We start from the raw sequence: 20540 nt of genomic DNA, 5'->3' as shown, positions 1-20540 counted from the left end.
TGCAAACGCCGAATGCGGGAAAATCGGGGTGAAGGCATAACATGGCAGATGAGCATCCACGATTGAATCAAGGACAGAGCATGCCTGAATTCCGTTATGAGGATCTTCTGCCAATTGGCGAAGATACAACCCCATACCGCAAGATTTCCTCCGAAGGCGTCGAGGTCGTCGCCGGTCCGGATGGGAAGAACTTCCTGAAGGTCGCGCCAGAGGCGTTGGAGCAGCTGGCCGAGACCGCACTGCACGACATCTCGCACTACCTGCGCCCAGCCCACCTGCAGCAGCTTCGCAACATCCTCGACGATGAGGAAGCCAGCCCGAACGACAAGTTCGTCGCTCTGGACCTGCTGAAGAACGCGAACATCGCCGCCGGCGGCATCCTGCCTATGTGCCAGGATACCGGTACCGCGATCGTCATGGGCAAGCGCGGCCAGCGCGTGCTCTCCGAAGAGCAAGACGAGATCTCGCTCTCGCGCGGCATCTACAACGCCTACACCAAGCTGAACCTGCGCTATTCGCAACTGGCTCCGATCACCACCTGGGAAGAGAAGGCCACCGGCAACAACCTCCCAGCGCAGATCGACCTGTACGCCAATACCAAAGACGGCGCTGACACCAGCTACAAGTTCCTGTTCATGGCCAAGGGCGGCGGATCGGCCAACAAGTCCTTCCTGTACCAGGAGACCAAGGCCATCCTCAATGAGAACTCGATGCTGAAGTTCCTCGATGAGAAGCTGCGTTCGCTGGGCACCGCCGCGTGCCCTCCGTACCATCTGTCCATCGTCATCGGCGGCACCAGTGCCGAAATGGCGCTCAAGACCGCAAAGTACGGTTCGGCCAAGTATCTGGATTCGCTGCCCACCGAGGGCGCCATGACCGGCCGCGGCTTCCGCGACACCGAGCTGGAAGACAAGGTCCTGGAACTGACCCGACACTTCGGCATCGGCGCGCAGTTCGGCGGCAAGTACTTCTGCCACGACGTGCGCGTGGTGCGCCTGCCTCGCCACGGCGCCTCGATGCCGGTGGCCATCGCCGTGTCCTGCTCGGCTGACCGCCAGATGCTGGCCAAGATCACCGAAGAAGGGCTGTTCGTGGAGCAGCTGGAAACGGATCCGGCCCGCTTCATGCCAGATGAGAATCACCCGGCCATCGCCGCCCACGATGATGAGACCGATGGCGTCTCCGGCACCGGTGGCAGCTCCGTGGTGAAGATCGACTTGAACAAGCCGATGAATGAGATCCTGGCCGAGCTGACCAAGTTCCCGGTCAAGACCCGCCTGTCGCTGACCGGTCCGTTGGTGGTGGCTCGCGATATCGCGCACGCCAAGATCAAGGAACGCCTGGACGCCGGCGAAGAAATGCCGCAGTATCTCAAGGACCACCCGGTCTACTACGCTGGTCCGGCCAAGACCCCAGAGGGCATGCCTTCGGGTTCCTTCGGTCCGACCACCGCAGGCCGCATGGACTCCTACGTGGATCAGTTCCAGGCTGCAGGCGGTTCGATGGTCATGCTGGCCAAGGGCAACCGCTCCAAGCAGGTCACCGATGCCTGCAACACCCATGGTGGTTTCTATCTGGGTTCCATCGGCGGCCCGGCAGCGCGCCTGGCCCAGGATTGCATCAAGAAGGTCGAGATCCTCGAATACGAGGAATTGGGCATGGAAGCGATCTGGAAGATCGAGGTCGAGGATTTCCCGGCCTTCATCGTGGTTGACGACAAGGGTGAGGACTTCTTCGCCGAGACTTTGAAGCCAACCTTCACCGGCATCCCGGTTCGCGCCAAGTAGGCTTCGACAGCCACGCCAAAGGACTGCCAGCGGTATCGCACTGCTGGCAGTCCTTTTGCGATTCCCAGCCGATGCACAGGCGCAGATCGCGGCGAAGAACGGAATTCGCCCGGTTGCCTTCGGTAGAATTCATGATGCTTTTCAAGCGCAGAAGCCATTACCGGGATGAAGGGCAGGACTGTGAGACGACTCCTCGTCGTGAATGTGCTGCTGGGCATCCCGGGGATTATCTACTACTGGATGCTCAGCCTCATGGTGCTCAGCGACCCCTTGACCACATGGGGCCGGGAAGCCAAGGATTTCTACGAAGCCCATTCGCTCTTGCCGGTTGAAGTAGTGCTCGGCCCGCCCCTGGCCATCGGCACCATGATCTGGGTGCTCTCCAACGTGAATCTGATTTACCGCTGGAAGCAAACCGGGGCCCGGAAGAGAACCAGTGGCAAATTCCTGCACTGGGCTGTGGCTCTGGTGGCATCGATGATTCCGACCGCAGCGTTCCTGGCCCTGGCCGCTCTCTTCTAAGTGCGCTTATTTCTCGGTGAAACCGAAGCTCCAGTCACGGTAGGGCGGCAAGAAGCGGAGGACCAGAAGGTCATCTTCCTTCATCACGCCGTGCCCCGATTCCTTGGCGCCCTTCTCTGAATCCTTGCCAGCTTCCTTGGGTGCTTCTTCTTCCTCGGCTACCGCCGAGGCTTCCGCCTTGGGCGCCTTGAGGGATTCGCTGAGCATTTGCACGTATTCTTCGTACGTTTCAGCACCTGATTCAGCCATCGCCTCGGCATGCTCTTTGCCGATGTAGCGCACATGCCAGGGCTCGTACTTGTAGCCGGTGATCTCTTCCTTGCCTTGAGGGTAGCGAATGATCAGGCCGTAATCGTTGGCATGCTCGGCGATCCAGATGCCGGCTGGTGTCTGGCCGAATGCTTCCTTCAGTTCCGCTTGGCTGCTGGTGTATCCAAGGTCGACAGCCAAGCCCAGCTGGTGCTCGCTGGTGCCCGGGCGCGCGGAAATCCGTTCAGCATATGCGGTGCCGTACTTGGATTGGTACTGGTTGAACAGTGCTGCCTGCCGCGAATAGGAGCGGTAGGCGCTGAGCAGCTTGATGGAATGCCCCGCGGCACGGGCGTCCGCGATGAGCTCTTCCACGGCGTCTGCCGCTTCAGGCCGAAGAGTCAATCCGGTGCTGCCAACGCTGACAAGGTTGGCCGGGGTGTAATCGACCGGCGAAAGCTGGGTCGTCGGGTTGATCAGCGCCAGCAGGCTCGAAGCGTCCGAAAGCTCAGAGCTTTCAACCGCAGGCAGATCATCGGCAGGCGCAGCCAGCGCTGCCGGAGCAGCGGTGAGCAGCAGTGCCGAGGCAAGTACGGTGCCAGTCAGCGCAGAGCCTAGACGCATGATGAAGTGAACCCTTGTGTTGCGAAGTGGTGAAAAAGGGGCGAACCCTAAATCAACGATAGCCCGGATTACTGGGGAAGTGATGGGAAATCGATCACTGCCAAGGTGAATATAACGTGGCATTTCGAGAATCGGGAGGTTACCGAAGATAAGAAAACCTACATATTTGCCCGAGGAGTTCAGTGATTGGGCCTTCACACGATAAATTTGAAGGCGTGTTGTATTCAGATGGTGACATTCGTCGAGAAATAGCGTCCGGTGAGATTGGGCTTGAGCCCTTTGACCCGAAGATGGTCCAGCCCGCATCCGTGGACGTTCGCATTGACCGGTTCTTCCGGCTTTTCGACAACCACAAATATGCGCACATCGATCCTTCCGTGGAACAAGATGAGCTCACCCGTCTGGTCGAGGTCGACCCGGACGAGCCATTCATCCTGCACCCGGGCGAATTCGTGCTCGGCTCGACCTACGAAGTCGTGACCCTTGGGCATTCCGTGGCCGCACGCCTGGAGGGCAAGAGCTCGCTAGGCCGCCTAGGCCTGCTCACCCACTCCACCGCAGGGTTCATCGACCCGGGTTTCTCCGGCCACGTGACCTTGGAGCTGTCCAATATGGCGACCTTGCCGATCAAGCTGTGGCCCGGTTCGAAGATCGGTCAGCTGTGCTTCTTCAAGCTGACTTCCGCCACCGAGCACCCCTATGGCTCGGGTCCTTACGGCAACCGCTACCAGGGGCAGCGCGGGCCAACGGCTTCACGCAGCCACCTGAACTTCCACCGAACGGACATCGAGAGCTAAACGAACCGATGGATCGGCCCCGACGAGGGGCCGATCCATTGTTTTAAGCTTGGCGCGAGAAGCTCAGGCCTCGGCCTTCTGCGGTGAGCGGATCGGCAGCAGCAACAGCAAGCCAAGTGCCAGCACGAAGAGGATGCCCAGGATGCCGAAGCGCTGGGCGCTGCCCGAAGCGACCAGGGGAGTGGCCAAGGCGATGGACAGGCCGAACAGCCCGGGAGCCAGGAAGGAAACAGCCCGGCCGGTGGTGGCATACAAGCCGAAGAGCTCGCCTTCGCGTCCCTCGGGGATCAGCCGCGAGAGATAGGAGCGCGAGGCCGCCTGGGCAGGTCCGACAAACAGGCACAAGAGCAGGCCGAAGATCCAGAATCCGCTGGCTTCGGGGGAGAAGAAGACTCCGGCCCCGGCGGCCAGCAGCCCGATCAGCGAACCGCAGATCACCATCTTGGGGCCCAGCACATCGTCCAGCCGTCCGCCCAGGACCGCGCCGAGCGCAGCCACGAGGTTGCCGACGATCGCGAAGATGATCACTTCGGAGGGCGCGAATCCGAAGGTCCCGGCGGCGATCACCCCGCCGAAGGTGAAGATCGCGGCCAACCCATCGCGGAAGACCGCAGATGAGCACAGGAAGAAGAGCAGGTTCCGGTCGCTGCGCCATAGGTTCTTGATGGTCCCGAACAGCACCTTGTAGGAATCCTTCAGCGGAATCTTCACCGCGCTGGCCGCAGGGGATTCAGGGATGATGAAGAACAGCGGCAAGGCGAAGACCAGGCACCAGGCCGCCGAGAAGATGGCAATCAGCCGCAGGTTCAAAGAGTTCTCGGTGGAGGCGCCGGGCCACTGCACAATGGGTTCGACAAAGCCGAAGAGCACCAGCGCCAAGGCAAGGATGCCGCCAACGTAGCCCATGCCCCAGCCGAAACCGGAGACCTTGCCGACCGTGGCCTTGGTGGAGATCTGGTTCAGCACGGCGTTGTAATTGACCCCGGCGAACTCGCTGACCACTGACATCAACGCAATGAGGATGGCTCCGAACCACAGGAACGCCGGATCCGGGTAGACGAAGAAGCAGGCCGCGCAAATGGCGACGAGGAGCAGCGTATTGACCACGATCCACAGCTTGCGCCGGCCTGCGGCATCCGCGCGCAGCCCGGTGACTGGCACCAGGAAGGCGATGGCCAGCCCGCCCACGGTCAAAGCCTGGGAGAGCACCAGCGAGGCGTGGTCCTTGTCGCCGAAGAGGTCGCTGGTCAGGTACACGGTGAACACGAAGGTGATCATGACCGCGTTGATGGCTGCCTGGCCCCAGTCCCAGCTGGCCCAGGCCCACGTGTACTTGTTGAGCCATTTTTCGCTGACCGGCGGTGACATCGGCTGATTGATCGACATGCTCGAATGGTACCCGCTGCGCGCGAACCCTGAGTGAACTCCACGCACTCAAATACGACATTCCTGTGTAAAAGCCCAAAATCAGCTGATCGCGGAAACTGCGGAAAATGTGCCCGGAACGACACATTCCACGGGATCGGCCACCGCCCGGCTGATAAAATTGCAGGTGCAGACTATTTTTTCGTGGTCATCGCACTCTGCCCAGCCCCCAGTCGACAGAGGAGACACGTGCTAGTAATTCTCACTGCGCTGTTCGTGACCGCATTGTTGTGCCCCATGCTCTTCCGGGCACTGAAGCGAAACGCCTTTTATGTGGTGGCGGTCGTGCCTGCAGTGGGATTCATCTGGCTGTTGACCCAGCTTCCCGCAGTTCTTGCCGCCGATAATTCCCTGGCCAATGGCGCGCCCAACGCCCCGCCGTCCATCAGCATCCAGTGGATCCCTGGGCTGAACATCGGATTGAACTTCCGCATGGACTCCCTGGCGGCCACCATCTTGCTGCTGATCCTGGGCGTGGGTGCCTTGGTGCTGTTCTATTGCGCCCGCTACTTCAAGAACGATGACCCGCAGATCGGCGGCTTCGCCGCCAAGATGGTCGCCTTCGCCGGAGCGATGACCGGCCTGGTCACCGCCGACGACGTCATCGTCATGTTCATCTTCTGGGAAATCACTTCCGTCCTGTCGTATTTGCTGATCGGCTTCAACCAGGCGCTGATCACCGCCCGCCGTTCGGCGATGAACGCGCTGATCATCACGACCCTTGGCGGGTTGGTGATGCTGGCCGGCATCCTGATGCTTGGCACCAGGACCGGAAGCTACCAGCTTTCGGACATCATGGCCTCCGCGGACCAGCTGGCCGCCCTGGGCGCCTACACGGATGTGGCGGTGGCGCTGATTATCGTGGGCGCCATTTCCAAGTCGGCCCTGGTGCCATTCCACTTCTGGCTGCCCGGCGCCATGGCCGCACCGACCCCGGTCTCCGCCTACCTGCACGCCGCCGCGATGGTCAAGGCCGGGGTCTACCTGATTGCGCGCCTGGCTCCGGGCTTCGCCGAGACCAGCCTGTGGGCGCCGATGACCGTGGGCATCGGCATCCTGACCATGCTCATCGGCGGCTTCCGGGCGCTCAAGCAGTACGACCTCAAGCTCATCCTTGCCTTCGGCACCGTCTCCCAGCTCGGATTCATCATCGCCATCTTCGGCTTCGGCACCCCGGAAGCCGCTTTCGCCGCCCTGGCCATGACCCTGGCCCACGGCCTGTTCAAGGCGACGCTGTTCCTGAGCGTGGGCATCATCGACCACAACACCGGTACCCGTGATATCCGCAAGCTCAGCGGACTGCGCCGGGCCATGCCCATCCTGACCGGGGCTGCCGGAATCGCGGCAGCCTCCATGGCCGGGGTCCCGCTGCTCTTCGGCTTCGTCGCCAAGGAAGCGGTCTACGAATCAGCGCTGCACCTGCACACCGGGTGGGGGCCGCTAGCCGTGGCCGGGCTGGTGCTGGGCGCAGCGTTGACCATGGGCTACTCGCTGCGCTTCTTCTTCGGTGCCTTCGGCGTGAAAAAGCGGTCGGTGCCCGCCCTGAACTGCAAGGCGCCGACGCTGATCTTCTTGGCGCCGCTGCTGGTGCTCTCGGCCCTGACCCTGTTCCTCGGCGTGTACCCGCAACTGGTCGAACCGCTGATGCTGCACTGGTCCGCGGCCCAGGGCGGACCGGGCAAGATGCACCTGTTGCCTTTTGCCGGGCTCAACCCGGCACTGGGTTTGAGCGCCATCTCGGTGAGCCTGGGTGTGGCCTTCTACTGGATCCGCCGCCGAACCGACACCGGCGCGCCGCTGCGCCGCTTGATGACCTCGGCCGAAGAAATCTACCGCATGTCGGTGAACGCACTGGATATGGCCGCGATTTGGATCACCGGTCGCACCCAGCGTGGTTCGCTGTCCTTCTACCTCGGCGTGATCCTCGGCGTGGTGCTGGTGATCCCGCTGGGCATCGCGCTGACCGTGGCCACCCCGTGGCCATCGAACTGGATCATTGCCGATCATCCGGCGCAGATCTTGATTGGCGCCATCATCATCGCCGGAGCCGTGGTGGCCATCATCGCTCCGAAGCGTTTCATGGCCGTGCTGATGGTTTCGGTCACCGGCTACGGCATGGTCGCGATCTTCGCGCTGCAGGGCGCCCCGGATCTGGCGCTGACCCAGCTGCTGGTGGAGACCATCGTGCTGGTGTCCTTCGTGCTTGCCCTGCGCGCCCTGCCCAAGCGCCTGTGGGGCGGGGTGGCCCGGATCAAGTGGGGCCGTGCCGTGATGGCGATCGCCCTGGCGGTGATGGTGATCTACATTGCCATCGCCATGATGGGCGCCCGGCAGGAATCGAGCATCTCGCTGGCCTGGCCGGAGCTGGCCTACCACGAGGGCTACGGCAAGAACATCGTGAACGTGGCCCTGGTCGATATGCGCGTGTGGGACACCTTCGGGGAAATCACCGTGCTGGCCGCGGCAGCCACCGGCGTGGCCTCGCTGATCTTCGCCGGCCGCAGTTTCGGCAGCCGGGTGCGTGCCCAGGATGTGGCCCCGGGAAGCATCGACTCGGGCTCCGAAGCCATGGGCGGCAAGGAATCGAAGGAAGTGGAGCTGCGGATCGCCCGCCGCTTCGCCTCCAGCGGCAACCAGGACTGGCTCATGGCGGGCAGCACCTTGGTGGCAGAACGCCGTTCCATCATCTTCGAAGTGGTCACCCGGCTGATGTTCCACTCGGTGCTGGTCCTCTCGGTCTACACGCTGCTCACCGGGCACAATACCCCCGGCGGCGGATTTGCCGGCGGCCTGATCGCCGGGCTGGCGCTGACCATCCGCTACCTGGCCGGCGGGCGCATCGAGCTCTCCGAATCGATCAGGGTCGCTCCGGGCATGCTGATCGGCGGCGGAATCGCCCTGGCAGGCGCGGCAGGGATCGTGCCGCTGCTGCTGGGCGATGAAATCTTCACCACCTACGCCATGGAATTCTGGTTCTTCGGCGAGCACAAGTTCGTCACCTCCACCGTCTTCGACATCGGCGTGTACCTGGTGGTGCTGGGCCTGGTGCAGGATGTCCTGCGTTCCCTGGGCAGCGAGATCGATTCGCTCTCCGAAGGACGCAGCCCGGTGGACCGCCATGACTTTGTTGAAGCATCACGGACAGGAGTTGGACGATGAGCGTGAACATCACCTTCCTCGTGATCACCGGGGTGCTGCTGGCTGCCGGATTCTATCTGGTGCTCGAACGCACGCTCACCCGCGTGCTGCTGGGCATCATGCTGCTGGGCAACGGCATCAACCTGCTGATCCTCACCAGCGGAGGACGGCGAGGGGTCGCCCCGCTCTTCCAATCGGGGCTGGCGGCCGAGGAATACTCGGACCCGCTGCCGCAGGCGCTGATCCTCACAGCCATCGTGATCACCTTCGCGGTCACCGCCTTCCTGCTGGCGATGATCTACCGTTCGTGGACGCTGACCAGCGCCGATGAACTGGCCGATGACACCGAAGATATCAAGGTCTCGCAGAAAACCGCTTACGATGAAGAGGAAGACTCGCCGGTGGCAGAGGACACGACCGAATTCGTCGATGAAGAAGGCCGCCCAGTGCGCGAGGGGGAAGAGTGAATTTTCTGGACTTGGCACCCCTTGCGGTCGTCCTGCCGATTATCGGCGCCGGAGCCGCGTTCCTGGCCCGCCGCCAGGTGCGCACCCAGCGGCTGATCACCATCGGCGTCCTGTGCCTGACCCTGATGCTGGAAGCCGGGATGCTCGCGGCGGTGTGGGGCGGGGAAAGCTACGCCATCCACATCGGCGGCTGGTATTCGCCCTTCGGCATCGCGCTGATGGTTGATGGCTTCAGCTCCTTCATGCTGCTGGTTTCCACCCTCGTCTCGCTGGCCGTGCTCTTCTTCGCCACCAGCCAGGGCTTGGCCGACGGCGAAGAACCCGGCCCGGTCTCGGTCTTCCACCCGGCCTACCTCATCCTGCTGGCCGGAGTGTCCAACGCCTTCTTGGCCGCCGACTTGTTCAACCTGTACGTCGGGTTCGAAATCCTGCTCACCGCCAGCTACGTGCTGCTGACACTGGGCGGCACCGCCGAACGCATCCGCGCCGGTACCACCTATGTGGTGGTGTCCGTGGTGTCCTCGGTGATCTTCCTGATGGCCATCGCCATGACCTATGCCGCGACCGGCACGGTGAACATGGCCGACCTGGCGGTGAAGCTGCCGGAGCTGGATCAGGGACCGCAACTGATTTTGCATGTGCTGCTGCTGATTGCCTTCGGCATCAAGGCCGCGGTGTTCCCGCTGTCGCTGTGGCTGCCTGACTCCTACCCGACGGCGCCAGCGCCCGTGACCGCGGTGTTCGCCGGCTTGCTGACCAAGGTCGGCGTCTACGCGATCGTGCGTACCGAAACGCTGCTCTTCCCGGGCGGGGTGGTCAATGCCGGGCTGCTCGTGGTCGCGGCATTGACCATGGTCATCGGTATCCTCGGCGCGCTGGCGCAGACGGACTTCAAGCGCATGCTCTCCTTCACCCTGACCAGCCACATCGGCTACCTGATCTTCGGAGTGGCCGTCGGGGGACCGCTGGCCATCGCCGCGACCATCTACTACGTCGGGCACCACATCATCGTGCAGACCTCGCTGTTCATGGTGGCGGGATTGATTGAGCGGCGTGCCGGAAGCTCGAATGTCACGAAGCTCGGATCGCTGGCCAAGCTCTCGCCGGCCCTGTCGCTGCTCTTCTTCATCCCGGCCATCAACCTGGGCGGCATCCCTCCGTTTTCCGGATTCCTCGGGAAGTTCGGCTTGCTCCATGCCGCGGTGCAGGATGCGGATCCGCTGACCTGGGCTGTGGTGGGCGCTGGCTTGCTGACCAGCCTGCTGACGCTGCTGGCGATCATTCGCGTGTGGGCCCGCATCTTCTGGCGTCGCGCCGCTGATGCCGAGGTGCCCAACCAGGAACTGGTGGATGAAGCAGCCGCGGTAGCGGCCGAAACTGCCGCCGGAGGGGCGCAGAACCCTGCCCTGGGCTTGAAGCTCGCGCGGGAATTGGAGGCGAAGTCCTTGCCGTGGGGCATGCGCTACGCCACCGGGTCGCTGGTTGCCGCAGGCATTGCGCTGACCATTTTCGCCGGGCCGATTTTCGATTTCTGTGAACGAGTCGCCGCGGAGCTGATCGCCCGTGAAGCGTACATCACCGCGATCTTGCCACTTGGATAGGGGGGACGATGCCGACTAAGAATTTGAAACCCGGCGACCAGCGTATTGATGACGCGCTGGATACCTCTGGCGTGCGCCACCGGGCGACACTCAAGCAGGAATGGCCGCTGCTGGCCCTGCTGCTTTTCGTGTGGTGCGCCCTGTGGCAGGACTTCTCGCCGGCGAACCTGATCTTCGGCGCGATCATCGCGCTGCTGATCGTCACGCTCTTCCCGCTGCCGCCGGTGGTGCTTTCGGGGCGCATGAACCTCTGGTACTGCCTGCAGCTGTTCATCTGGTTTATTGGCCAGGTGTTCGTGGCCAGCTTCGAAGTGGCCAAGCTGGCGGTATTCCGCGGGAAAAGGACCCGCAGCGGCGTGATCGCGGTTCCGTTGCGCACCGACTCGGATCTGATCGTGACCACGGTCGGCCATGTGCTGACCTTGATCCCGGGGTCCTTCGTCATAGACGTGGATCGCAGCTCCTCCACCTTGTACCTGCACTACATCAACATCGAGTCGCAGCAGGATATGGACCGCGCCCGCGAGGCGGTGCGTGACATCGAACGCCGCATGATCATGGCGATCGGCAGCCGTGATGAATTCGATGCGATCAAGCACGAATGCGGACCCAACCTGATGCGAATGAGGGGCAAAAAATGATGGAAATCGTGATGTGGATTTGCGGCATCATGCTCGGCCTGGCCACCCTTGCTTGTGTCATCCGCGTAGCCAAGGGGCCCTCGATCCTGGATCGCGTGCTGGCCCTGGACGTGATGCTGCTGATCATCTCCGCGGCCCTGTGCCTGGAGATGGCCTTCAACCGGCACACCGACTATTTGCTGTTCGTCATCGCCGCCTGCACTCTGGGCTTCATCGGCTCGGTCACCGTTTCGCGCTACGTTTCCGATCAGAGGAATGCCTGATGGAGATGTTCTTGGATATTCTCGTCGCGGTGCTGCTGATCCTGGGCTGCCTGATGTCGCTGATCGCCGGGATCGGCCTGCTCACCTTCCCCGACATGCTCACCCGCATGCACGCGGCCACAAAACCGCAGGTCCTTGGATTCCTGCTGATCTTCGCCGGGCTCGCGATCCACCTGCGCAGCTGGGCAGTGGTGCCGCTGCTCCTCCTGGCCTGGGGCATGCAGCTTCTGACCGCACCGGTATCGGCGCACATGATCGGTCGTTCGGGCTACCGCACCAAGCACGCGGCCAAGGACTCGCTCTACGCAGATGAGCTCAAGCAGGTCGTTGACAAGGTCGGCAGCACTCCGGGCACCGGCGCCATCGACATCTCGTCGAAGGAAGCGGAGAAAGCCGAAGACTAGAGAGCAGAAAGGCGGCGTCCCACCCATGGTGGGACGCCGCCTTTCTCGAGAACTACTTGCTGAAACGCGCGACGACCTTGTTGGTGCCACGGTCTGCCAGCACCTGGATGGTGGCGGCAACAATGGATGAGAAGATCGCAAATCCCAGAGCCTGGCGCAATGAGGCCTCAGCCGCTTCTTCGCTGCCCTTGCGAGGAGCCTTGTTTCCGGTAAAACCCTTCCACAGCTGATCAACCAGCTTGCTGCCGACAAAACCGGCGCCGATAGAAATACCTGTGGTGGCAAGTTTCTGCACTGTATTCATTTTGCCCTCGCTTCAATGTCGCGACTTATCGTTCCTCTGCCCAGCATACCTGCGGTATGGTAGGTGGGCAGTAATTTTCCGACAGGGGAGCGTCAGACTTCGAAGCTGGAGTCGCAAGACGCTGAGAGTGCGATAGATCGCAGACCCTCGAACCTGCTCCGGCTAGTACCGGCGAAGGAAGTCGAGCATCTCGGATGCGGACGTGGGCGCAGCGCGCCTTCAGCCCGTACATCTCCCCTCCTTGATATAGGAGGACCAACAATGAATCCAGCAGCAGCAAAGCCCCGCCAGGGCTGGCGCGTCGTCGACATCGTCACCGCATCGGTGATCGCCGTCGCCTCGGGCGTCATTTTCTGGGCCTGGAGCGCAGGCTACGGGCTGTTCTCCCTGGCTTTCGCAGCATTCCCGCCAGCAGCCGCACTGTTGACCGGTGTCTGGCTGTTCCCTGCAGTGCTCGGCGCGCTGATCATCCGCAAGCCGGGTGCTGCGCTGTACTGCGAACTGCTGGCCGCGGTCATCGAAGCGCTGCTCGGATCCCACTACGGGCTCACCGTGCTGATCTCCGGACTGGTCCAGGGACTGGGCGCGGAACTGGTCTTCGCGGCCTTCCGCTACCGCAAGTGGAATCTGGGTGTTTCACTGCTCGCTGGCCTGTTCTCCGGATTGTTCGCCGGTGTGTCCGAGGCCTACATCCTGGCGTACTACGTTGAATACACCCCGGCGCTGAAGCTCTTCCATGTGGTTGCCACCGGCGTCTCCGGCCTGGTTGTTGCCGGCCTGCTCTCATGGCTGGCCACTCGCGGCTTGGCGAAGACCGGCGCCCTGGGCGCCCTGGCCAGCCGCCGCGCGCATCTGGAAACCGGAAAACTGGCCGCAAAATGAGTTCGGTGGCCAATACCGGTGCCGCTTCTGCCACCCGCCGGGGCACCGAGATCATAGCCCGCGGATTCGGCTGGCACCACGCCGAACGCGACAAGCCAGCCATCGCGTCACTGGATCTGGAAATCCCCGCGGGTCAAAAGGTCCTGCTGGTCGGTCCTTCCGGGGCCGGCAAGTCGACCTTGTTGCATGCCCTGGCGGGCCTGCTGGAAGCCGATGACTCCCAGCAGTCCACCGGGCAGCTGCTGATCGACGGATCCGATGCCTTCGCCCGGGAGCATCCCGTCGGCCTGATGCAGCAGGATCCGGAAACCCAAGTGGTGCAAAGCCGGGTGGCCGACGATGTGGCCTTTGGCGCCGAGAACCTGGCGGTGGATCCGGCGATCATCCGCCAGCGCATTCCCGAGGCGCTCGACGCGGTCGGCTTGGGCATGCTGCCCTTGGACCATCGCACGCAAGAGCTCTCCGGCGGGCAGAAGCAGCGCCTGGCCCTCGCCGGGATCCTGGCCATGCAGCCGGGAGTGATGCTGCTGGATGAACCCACTGCCAACGTCGACCCCGAGGGCATCGAGCCCTTGCGCGATGCTGTGCTGAACGCCGCCGAGGTTTCGGGCGCCACGCTGCTGGTGGTCGAACACCGGCTGGATGCCTGGGCCGGGCATATGGACCGGGTCATCGTGCTGGAACCAGGCGGCGGCGTGGCCCACGACCTGGATCCGCGGCGATTGATCGATGATGAAGAACTGCGCTCTGAATTGTCGGCGGCCGGATTATGGGTGCCGAATTATCTGCCGCAGGTGCCAACCGCCGTCACCGAATCTGGCGAGCCGCTGCTGGAAGCACGGCAACTGGTCAGTGCCCGCTCTGGCGACGCGCCGCGGACCCAAGCCGTGGATCTGTCGGTGCGCGCTGGCACCGCCACGGTGATCCGCGGCGAGAACGGCGCCGGGAAATCAACCCTGGCCTTGACCATGGGCGGCTTGCTGGTCCCGGCGGCAGGCCAGTTGCAGGCTGCCCGGGGGCTGGCCAACGGGCTGGATGCTTCACCCTTCAGCTGGAAAGCAGGAGCGCTGATCGGGCGGATCGGCTCGGTCTTCCAGGAGCCGGAACACCAGTTCGTCACCCAGAGCGTGCGCGAGGAATTGGCCTTCGCCCCGCTGCGCGCCAAAGCCAGCGCAGGCCACGAGCTGAAATACGATCCGGCCGAGGTGGATGCCCTGGTCGACTCGCTGCTGGCGCGCTTGGGACTGGGACATCTTGCCGACGCGAACCCTTTCACCCTCTCGGGAGGGGAGAAGCGCCGCCTGTCGGTGGGAACCGTGCTTGCCGCAGCTCCCCAGGTGCTGATCCTTGACGAGCCGACCTTCGGGCAGGATGCCAATACCTGGCGGGAACTGGCCGGATTGCTGGTGGAGCAGCTGGAGAAGGGCACCGCCATCATTGCGGTGACCCACGATGAGCATTTGGCCAGTGTCCTGTCCGCAGGGGAGATCCGCTTGGCGGCCGGCGCGCCTCAGATGCCTGCTAGTGCGCGGGGACCGGTGCTTGATGCGCCGGTGGGCCGTAGCTGGCTGGCCAAGATCAATCCGCTGGCCAAGCTGGGCGCGGTGGCCGCGGCCACCTTGCCGCTGATCACCACCCTGGACTGGGTTTCCGCCGTGGTGATTGTCGGCGCGACCTTGCTGGCCTTTCCGCTGGCCGGGTTGGGCGTGGGACGGTTCTTCAAGCGGGCCTGGCCCTTGCTGGTGGCCGGGGTCATCGGCGCGTGGGGCATTGCGCTGGTGGGCCAGGACAGCGGAGCGGTGTATGCGCAGTTCGGGATCTTCAGCATCACCGAAGGCTCGGTGCACGGGGGCATCGCCACCGGGCTGCGGGCCTTCGCCTTGGCACTGCCCTGCATTTTGCTGCTGGCCACTACAAATCCCAGCGATCTGGGTGGGGCGCTGTCGCAGCAGCTGCGGGTGCCGCACCGCTTTGTGCTCGGAGCGCTCGCTGGCATGCGCCTGCTGGGGCTGATGGTGGAAGAATTCTCCACGCTTGGCTTAGCGCGCCGGGCCCGCGGCGTGGGCAGCTTCGGTACGGTAGCCCAGCGCATCGGGGCGAAGCTGGGGCAGTGCCTGGCATTGCTGGTCCAGGCGCTGCGGCGGGCCGGACGGCTGGCAGTGACCATGGAAGCCAAGGGCTTCGGCCTGGGCGAGCGGACCTGGATTCGCACGGCAAGCTTCACCGGCAAGGATGCCGCCGTGCTTGCGGCTGGCATCGTTTTGGGAGCAGTGGCTATCGGTGCGGCCGTGCTGGCCGGCACCTACAACCTCGTCTGGGGCTAGCGGATTGCGTCGCTGAGGGCGCTGAGCTCGTCATGCAGCTCGGCGTCCAGTCGCAACGGCTTGGCATCGATGGTGCGCACCGGGGTGAGCAGCCGGATGGAGGAAACCAGCCAGACACCGTCGGCCTGGTAGAGATCCTCGGGGCGCAGCGGGCCATAGCCCAGTTCCCAGCCGTTCTGGGCTGCCGCGTCGAAGATGGCGCTCTGCGTGGTGCCTGGAAGGATGCCGGTTTCCAGCATCGGGGTCAGCAGGCGCTTGGTCTCGCCATCACGCTGGGCTACCAGCACCGTGGAGGTCGGTGCTTCCAGGATGATGCCGTCGGCCGAGGTGAAGATGACGTCGTGGGCGCCGTGCTTGCGGGCGTAGCGCAGGGCGGCCATGTTCACCGAGTAGGAGAGCGTCTTCGCACCCATCATCAGCCACGGGGCGCGTTCTGCCAGTTTCGAGTCGTAGCCGCGGTCCAGCAATAAGACGTCGACTCCGGTCTCGCGCTGTTCCTTGCCCAATGCGGGGGCGGGGGTGACGGTCACCCAGCAGATCGCTGGATCCTCATCGTGTTCACCGCGGGCTGCGATGAGCTTGACCACGGCTTCTTCGGCACCGCCGGTGGCATCGAAATCGGCGACGGCGGTATCCACGGCGGCATACCAGCTGCGCGCGTCGGGGATGTTCAGGTCGGCCAGCTCTGCCGAGGTGGCCAAGCGGGCCAGGTGGGCCTCGAATTTCCTCACGGCCTGGTTGGTGTAGAGCATCGATTCGAAGACCCCGTCGCCGCGGGTCACTCCCTGTGCGGTGACGGGAAGCTGGGGTGCTGCAATGTCGGCCAAGTAGCCTGCCGGATAGGCCGGATCCAAGAATACTAGTGAGCTCATACCTACAGATTATCGAACCGACGCCACATCCGTGACCTTTGAGTTCAGGGATGTTCAGACATTGCGGGGAATCTTAGATAAGCTAGGCGAAGGAATTTGAGCTGTCATGCGCAGATCAGAGCCGAAAATAGCGACGATCATCGTGCGTAGCCAAGGGGTGTGCCATAGTGTTGCCGAGTAATGAAGTGCTGGTGCAAATCGGTGGCGTGCTGTGGAGCATCCTGGTTGCCATCGAACTTGCTGTGCGGTACTTCATGATCGGCATCGTGCCCGGCAACCGCCGTCCCACCACGGCGATGGCCTGGCTGCTGGCGATTTTCTTCATTCCGGTGGTCGGCTTGCTGGCCTATTGGCTTTTTGCCAACCCGCGCCTGTCCCGCCGCCGGCTGGAAAAGCAGCAGCGGGCCCATGAGCGGATCATGGACGCCACCGAGCACATGCAGATGCCCGAAGAATTCCACTCGCAGGAAGAATGGGTTGAATCCGCGGTGGAGCTGAACCGCAACCTGGGCGCCATGCCGCTGGAAGGCGGCAACAGCGTCAAGGTCATTTCTGACTACCGCTCTTCGATGGAATCGATGCGGGAAGAAATCGACAAGGCCACCCGGTACGTCCACATCCAGTTCTACATCATGGGTGATGACGAGGAATATGTGGGACCGGTCCTCGAAGCCCTGGAACGCGCCGCGCAGCGCGGGGTCCATGTGCGCTTGCTCTTCGATCACCTCGGCACCTTGCGGGTCAAGGGCTATGGAGAGTTGAAGAAACGCCTGAAGAAGTCGGGCATCAACTGGCGCCCCATGCTTCCCATCGACTTGATTGGCCGCCGCTGGCGCCGCCCGGATCTGCGCAACCACCGAAAGATCCTGGTCATCGATGGCGAAGTCGGATTCACCGGCAGCCAGAACCTGATCGAGCCGGGCTACAAGCGCAAGTCCTCGCACAAGATCGGGCGCGAGTGGGTCGAAATGATGCTGCGTGTCGAGGGCCCTCTGGTACGAAGCCTGGATGTCACCTTTGCGACCGACTGGTGGCAAGAGGATGACGACCAGGAGGTGCTGTTGGATATGAACGAGGCACGACACCCGCTGGCCTATGAAGAGCGCCCGGGGTCAACCCTGGCCCAGCTGCTTCCCAGCGGTCCTGGCTACGGCACGGAAAACAACCTGCGCCTGTTCAATACGTTGATCTACTCGGCGTCCGAACGCCTGGAAATCACCAGCCCCTACTTTGTTCCCGACGATTCGCTGCTCTATGCGATCACCACGGCGGCGCAGCGTGGCGTGGAAGTCGAACTGTTCGTCTGCGAAGAAGGGGACCAGTTCCTGGTCCACCATGCGCAGCAGTCCTACTACCAGCAATTGCTGGAAGCCGGCGTGAGGATCCACTGCTACCCGGCCCCTATGGTGCTGCATACCAAGTGCTTCACCGTGGATGATGATGTCGCCGTGGTCGGTTCCTCGAATATGGATATGCGTTCATTCAGCTTGAACATGGAAATCTCGGTCATGCTCTTGGGCAAGGACATGGTCAATGCCGTGAATGAGGTGCAGAATCACTACCGGGAGATTTCCTCGGAAATCACCTTGTCGCAGTGGCGCCGCCGCCCGCGCATGCAGCGGTGGATCGACAACGTGGCACGATTGACCGCTACCTTGCAGTAGTGGCAGGGAATCTGGTTCCCAGCGCCTGGAGCACTCCGCGCGATTTGGTGATGACCTCATCCCATTCATCTTCGGGCAAGGAGTCCGCGGTGATCGCTCCGCCCAGGCCCAGCGACAGGCGCCACGACCCATCCGGCAGCTTGTCGCACACCAGGGTGCGAATGACCACGGAAAAATCCGCGGCGCCATCGGCCCCGAGATAGCCCACCGCTCCCGAGTACAAGCCACGTGCCCGCTGGTCCTCCAATTCGTCCAGGATGTTCATGGTCCACAGCTTGGGCGCACCGGTCATCGAGCCCGGCGGGAATGCTTCCCGCAAGGCATCGGCAGCATGCTGAGGGGCCTGCAAGGTCGCGTCGATGGTGGAGACCATCTGGTGCACAGTGGCGTAGGATTCCACGGAGCAGAGCCGGGTCACGCGCACCGATCCTGGCACCGCGTGATGGGAGAGATCATTGCGCAACAGGTCGACGATCATAATGTTCTCGGCCCGGTCTTTGGGATGCGTAGCCAAATCGTGTTTGAGGGCCAGATCCGTTTCCTCATCGATTCCCCGCGGGCGGGTGCCCTTGATCGGCTCGGCGCGCAGGTGCCCATCCCTGGACAATGCAAGGAATCGTTCAGGGGAGATGCTGGCGACCTGGAGATCGACAAGCCGCAGATAGTGGGCGAAGGGTGCTGGACTGGATCGCCGCATGCGGCAGTACGCTTCGTAGGGGTCGAATTCTTCGGCATGGGCCGTCAATTCGGTGGTCAGGCAGACCTCGTAGGTGTTGCCCTCGTAGATTTCGTGTTGGGCGCGGCGGATCTTCTCCTGGTATCCGGTGGCGGTATCGGCGCAGTGGAAGTCGGGAACGGGCAAGTGCACGCTGGCACGATGCTGGGGCGGGTTGCCGAGCAGGATGGTTGTCTGCGCCTCTGGCTTGTTGATGCTGTGCAGGTGCATCCGCGAGAGCTCATGGTCGATGACCACGATGGTATCGGGGGCGAAGAACTGCGCGTCGGGGCGGTGCCGTCCGGGCGCGATTTCTGCACTGAGGCTTGCCGCGCCGACTTCACGTTTCAGCTCGTACCCCAGGTAGCCAACCCAGGATGGCAGCGGGTATTGCGTATCCATTGGATTCCTCGGGGGCCAGAGCCCGGCAAGCGAATCAAAAAAACTGTGGCCCAGGTTCACTCGTGCTCCGGGCAGCTGCACGCGCGTTTCGTTGGCATCGGCGGTCAGCAGCGGTGGCTGGTCAGCGGTGGAGAAGGCCATCAGGGAATACCGGTTGCGTCCTAGCGGATCCTGGAGATGCTGGCTGGTGGATTCGAGCAGGGCCGCGTAGGGGAACCGAACGGTGAGCGCGTCGAACAGCGCGGCGACATCCGCCGGTGCCTGGTAGCTCTGGCGCGCCAGCGGAACGAGGCTGGCGCCAGGAGCAAGGAATCCCAGCGACTGGATGCTCGCTGGCAGGAAGCGGGAAGCTGCCTGAAGCGTGGAGAGCAGGTCAGGTGTTTGGGCGGTCTCCATGACCAGCGTGGCGTTCTGCTGGGGTGAATTGCTGGCCAGATATTGCAGCTCTTGATCCGCCCAGGTGCTCCAGAACGGCGTGTAGGTTTCACCGTCTCGGGCCAGGGCGCGATCGCGGCGAAAGGATTCGGGCGCTTCAAGCCAGATGCCGAAATCAATGAATTCTCTGGCCTGGTCATTGAGCGCGCCCACGCCTTCGATGATCACAAACTGCGCAGGGGTGAAGACCCGTGGCGCGCCCACGGCATCAGCGTCCCAATTCCAGGTGGGGTAGGTGACGGGTTCCGCATCGGCCAGTGCGGGCAGCAACTGGGCGTAAAGTTCGCAGGCACGGTTCAGCCCGTGCCAACCGTGGTAGAGATCTTCCAGGCGCAGAACAGCCACAGTTGCTGTGGCTGCAAGATGTTGCGCTAGATCTGTTGCGAAGGTGCTTTTGCCTGAACCGGAGCGTCCGTCAATGGCAATGAAAGTTGGTCTAGCGGTTTCCACGAGAAGCGATATTACTCCGCACGTAATCTACAAGGGCTGGCAGGGAAGCAGAGATGAGTTTCCAGGTCTCGCGGAAGTCGCCGGCGTCGCCGTACCAGGGGTCGTAGACTCCTTGGCGTTCGTGCGGGGCGCTGGCTGTTTGCGGATCAAAGGATCGGAACATGCGCAGCTGCGGGCGTTGCGAGGGATCGATGTCGGCCAGCTCGGGGACCAGTTCTTCGAAGTGATCGGTGTCCATGGCCAGCACGAGGTCCATGTCGGCTAGTTCCTCGGAATCGATTTGGGCAGCAACGTGCTCAGCAGCGTCCAGGCCGTGGCTATGCAGGATGCTGGCGGCGCGCTCGTCAATCGGGTTGCCGACTTCGCCGTCGGTGATAGCGCGTGAGAGTACCTGTACCTCGTTGACGTCGGCATTAACCAATGCGTCTTTGAGCATGTACTCGGCCATGGGGGAACGGCAGATATTTCCCGTGCACACGATCATTATCCGGAACATGGCATCAGTCTATGGGCACAAGGGCTTTGGTGCGATAGCTACGCGCCCGAAAGTCGGGCATAAATTGGTAACGATTCT

The 20540-nt window shown here is 62.8% G+C and carries 18 protein-coding genes and 1 riboswitch; of the genes, 12 read left to right on the top strand and 6 right to left on the bottom strand.

Going from position 1 to position 20540, the window contains the following annotated elements; translation table 11 throughout:
• Positions 1 to 80 precede the first annotated feature (80 nt).
• Positions 81 to 1787: a fumarate hydratase gene (locus OF385_RS12200; protein WP_264275592.1), complete on the top strand. Its 1707-nt coding sequence runs from the start codon at positions 81 to 83 to the stop codon at positions 1785 to 1787.
• A gap of 180 nt (positions 1788 to 1967) precedes the next feature.
• Entirely contained in the window at positions 1968 to 2309 is a 342-nt protein-coding gene (locus OF385_RS12195) for a hypothetical protein (RefSeq protein WP_264275591.1), read from the top strand.
• Positions 2310 to 2315: 6 nt separating this feature from the next.
• Here OF385_RS12195 and OF385_RS12190 read toward each other — a convergent pair whose 3' ends face one another.
• The gene (locus tag OF385_RS12190) at positions 2316 to 3182 is read right to left on the bottom strand and encodes a D-alanyl-D-alanine carboxypeptidase family protein (protein ID WP_264275590.1); all 867 of its coding nucleotides are present in this window, start codon (positions 3180 to 3182) and stop codon (positions 2316 to 2318) included.
• Positions 3183 to 3397: 215 nt separating this feature from the next.
• Between OF385_RS12190 and dcd the strand changes: the two genes are divergently transcribed.
• On the top strand, positions 3398 to 3979 hold the full coding sequence (gene dcd, locus OF385_RS12185) for a dCTP deaminase (protein ID WP_264275589.1): 582 nt from the start codon (positions 3398 to 3400) through the stop codon (positions 3977 to 3979).
• 63 nt (positions 3980 to 4042) lie between these two features.
• Here dcd and OF385_RS12180 read toward each other — a convergent pair whose 3' ends face one another.
• Entirely contained in the window at positions 4043 to 5347 is a 1305-nt protein-coding gene (locus OF385_RS12180) for an MFS transporter (protein ID WP_264277922.1), read from the bottom strand.
• A 246-nt stretch (positions 5348 to 5593) separates the two neighbouring features.
• On the opposite strand from OF385_RS12180, the gene OF385_RS12175 reads away from it, so the two are divergent.
• The 6 genes from OF385_RS12175 to mnhG are packed head-to-tail and all read left to right on the top strand — an operon-like array spanning position 5594 to position 11918.
• Positions 5594 to 8563, top strand: coding sequence for a Na+/H+ antiporter subunit A (locus OF385_RS12175; protein WP_264275588.1), 2970 nt, complete (start codon positions 5594 to 5596; stop codon positions 8561 to 8563).
• The gene (locus OF385_RS12170) at positions 8560 to 9009 is read left to right on the top strand and encodes a Na(+)/H(+) antiporter subunit C (RefSeq protein WP_022874324.1); all 450 of its coding nucleotides are present in this window, start codon (positions 8560 to 8562) and stop codon (positions 9007 to 9009) included. Before OF385_RS12175 ends, OF385_RS12170 begins: the two co-directional genes overlap by 4 nt.
• Positions 9006 to 10610 carry a Na+/H+ antiporter subunit D gene (locus OF385_RS12165; protein ID WP_264275587.1) on the top strand — a complete coding sequence of 535 codons (1605 nt, stop codon included), beginning with the start codon at positions 9006 to 9008 and terminating at the stop codon, positions 10608 to 10610. The genes OF385_RS12170 and OF385_RS12165 overlap by 4 nt, the downstream gene beginning before the upstream one ends.
• Positions 10611 to 10618: 8 nt before the next feature.
• Positions 10619 to 11251 carry a Na+/H+ antiporter subunit E gene (locus OF385_RS12160; protein ID WP_264275586.1) on the top strand — a complete coding sequence of 211 codons (633 nt, stop codon included), beginning with the start codon at positions 10619 to 10621 and terminating at the stop codon, positions 11249 to 11251.
• Positions 11248 to 11514, top strand: coding sequence for a monovalent cation/H+ antiporter complex subunit F (locus OF385_RS12155; RefSeq protein WP_264275585.1), 267 nt, complete (start codon positions 11248 to 11250; stop codon positions 11512 to 11514). Before OF385_RS12160 ends, OF385_RS12155 begins: the two co-directional genes overlap by 4 nt.
• Positions 11514 to 11918 (top strand): monovalent cation/H(+) antiporter subunit G, encoded by a 405-nt coding sequence (gene mnhG / locus OF385_RS12150; RefSeq protein WP_264275584.1) that lies wholly within the window; start codon positions 11514 to 11516, stop codon positions 11916 to 11918. The genes OF385_RS12155 and mnhG overlap by 1 nt, the downstream gene beginning before the upstream one ends.
• 52 nt (positions 11919 to 11970) lie before the next feature.
• Here the strand turns inward: mnhG and OF385_RS12145 are convergent, their stop codons facing one another.
• A complete protein-coding gene (locus OF385_RS12145) occupies positions 11971 to 12222 on the bottom strand; it encodes a DUF4235 domain-containing protein (RefSeq protein ID WP_022874319.1) in 252 nt (83 codons plus the stop codon).
• A gap of 73 nt (positions 12223 to 12295) precedes the next feature.
• A riboswitch (TPP riboswitch) is annotated at positions 12296 to 12419 on the top strand.
• Positions 12420 to 12483: 64 nt separating this feature from the next.
• On the opposite strand from OF385_RS12145, the gene OF385_RS12140 reads away from it, so the two are divergent.
• Both OF385_RS12140 and OF385_RS12135 read left to right on the top strand, forming a co-directional pair.
• Entirely contained in the window at positions 12484 to 13104 is a 621-nt protein-coding gene (locus OF385_RS12140) for an ECF transporter S component (RefSeq protein WP_264275583.1), read from the top strand.
• The gene (locus OF385_RS12135) at positions 13101 to 15428 is read left to right on the top strand and encodes an ATP-binding cassette domain-containing protein (protein ID WP_264275582.1); all 2328 of its coding nucleotides are present in this window, start codon (positions 13101 to 13103) and stop codon (positions 15426 to 15428) included. The genes OF385_RS12140 and OF385_RS12135 overlap by 4 nt, the downstream gene beginning before the upstream one ends.
• Here the strand turns inward: OF385_RS12135 and OF385_RS12130 are convergent.
• Complete coding sequence (locus OF385_RS12130) at positions 15425 to 16300, bottom strand: aminodeoxychorismate lyase (RefSeq protein WP_264275581.1); 876 nt, start codon at positions 16298 to 16300, stop codon at positions 15425 to 15427. The two genes, OF385_RS12135 and OF385_RS12130, sit on opposite strands and share 4 nt — an antisense overlap.
• A gap of 254 nt (positions 16301 to 16554) precedes the next feature.
• Between OF385_RS12130 and cls the strand changes: the two genes are divergently transcribed.
• Positions 16555 to 17964, top strand: a complete 1410-nt coding sequence (gene cls, locus OF385_RS12125; RefSeq protein WP_413468157.1) for a cardiolipin synthase — start codon at positions 16555 to 16557, stop codon at positions 17962 to 17964.
• On the opposite strand, the gene pabB is transcribed toward cls, so the two are convergent.
• Together pabB and OF385_RS12115 are read right to left on the bottom strand one after the other, a co-directional pair.
• On the bottom strand, positions 17951 to 19966 hold the full coding sequence (gene pabB / locus OF385_RS12120; RefSeq protein WP_264275580.1) for an aminodeoxychorismate synthase component I: 2016 nt from the start codon (positions 19964 to 19966) through the stop codon (positions 17951 to 17953). The genes cls and pabB overlap by 14 nt on opposite strands.
• Positions 19953 to 20462, bottom strand: a complete 510-nt coding sequence (locus OF385_RS12115) for a low molecular weight protein-tyrosine-phosphatase (protein WP_061954316.1) — start codon at positions 20460 to 20462, stop codon at positions 19953 to 19955. Before OF385_RS12115 ends, pabB begins: the two co-directional genes overlap by 14 nt.
• Between the last annotated feature and the right edge of the window lie 78 nt (positions 20463 to 20540).

The organism is Glutamicibacter sp. JL.03c, assembly GCF_025854375.1.
GTDB lineage: Bacteria > Actinomycetota > Actinomycetes > Actinomycetales > Micrococcaceae > Glutamicibacter.
This window is presented reverse-complemented; position numbering and strand designations above follow the sequence as displayed.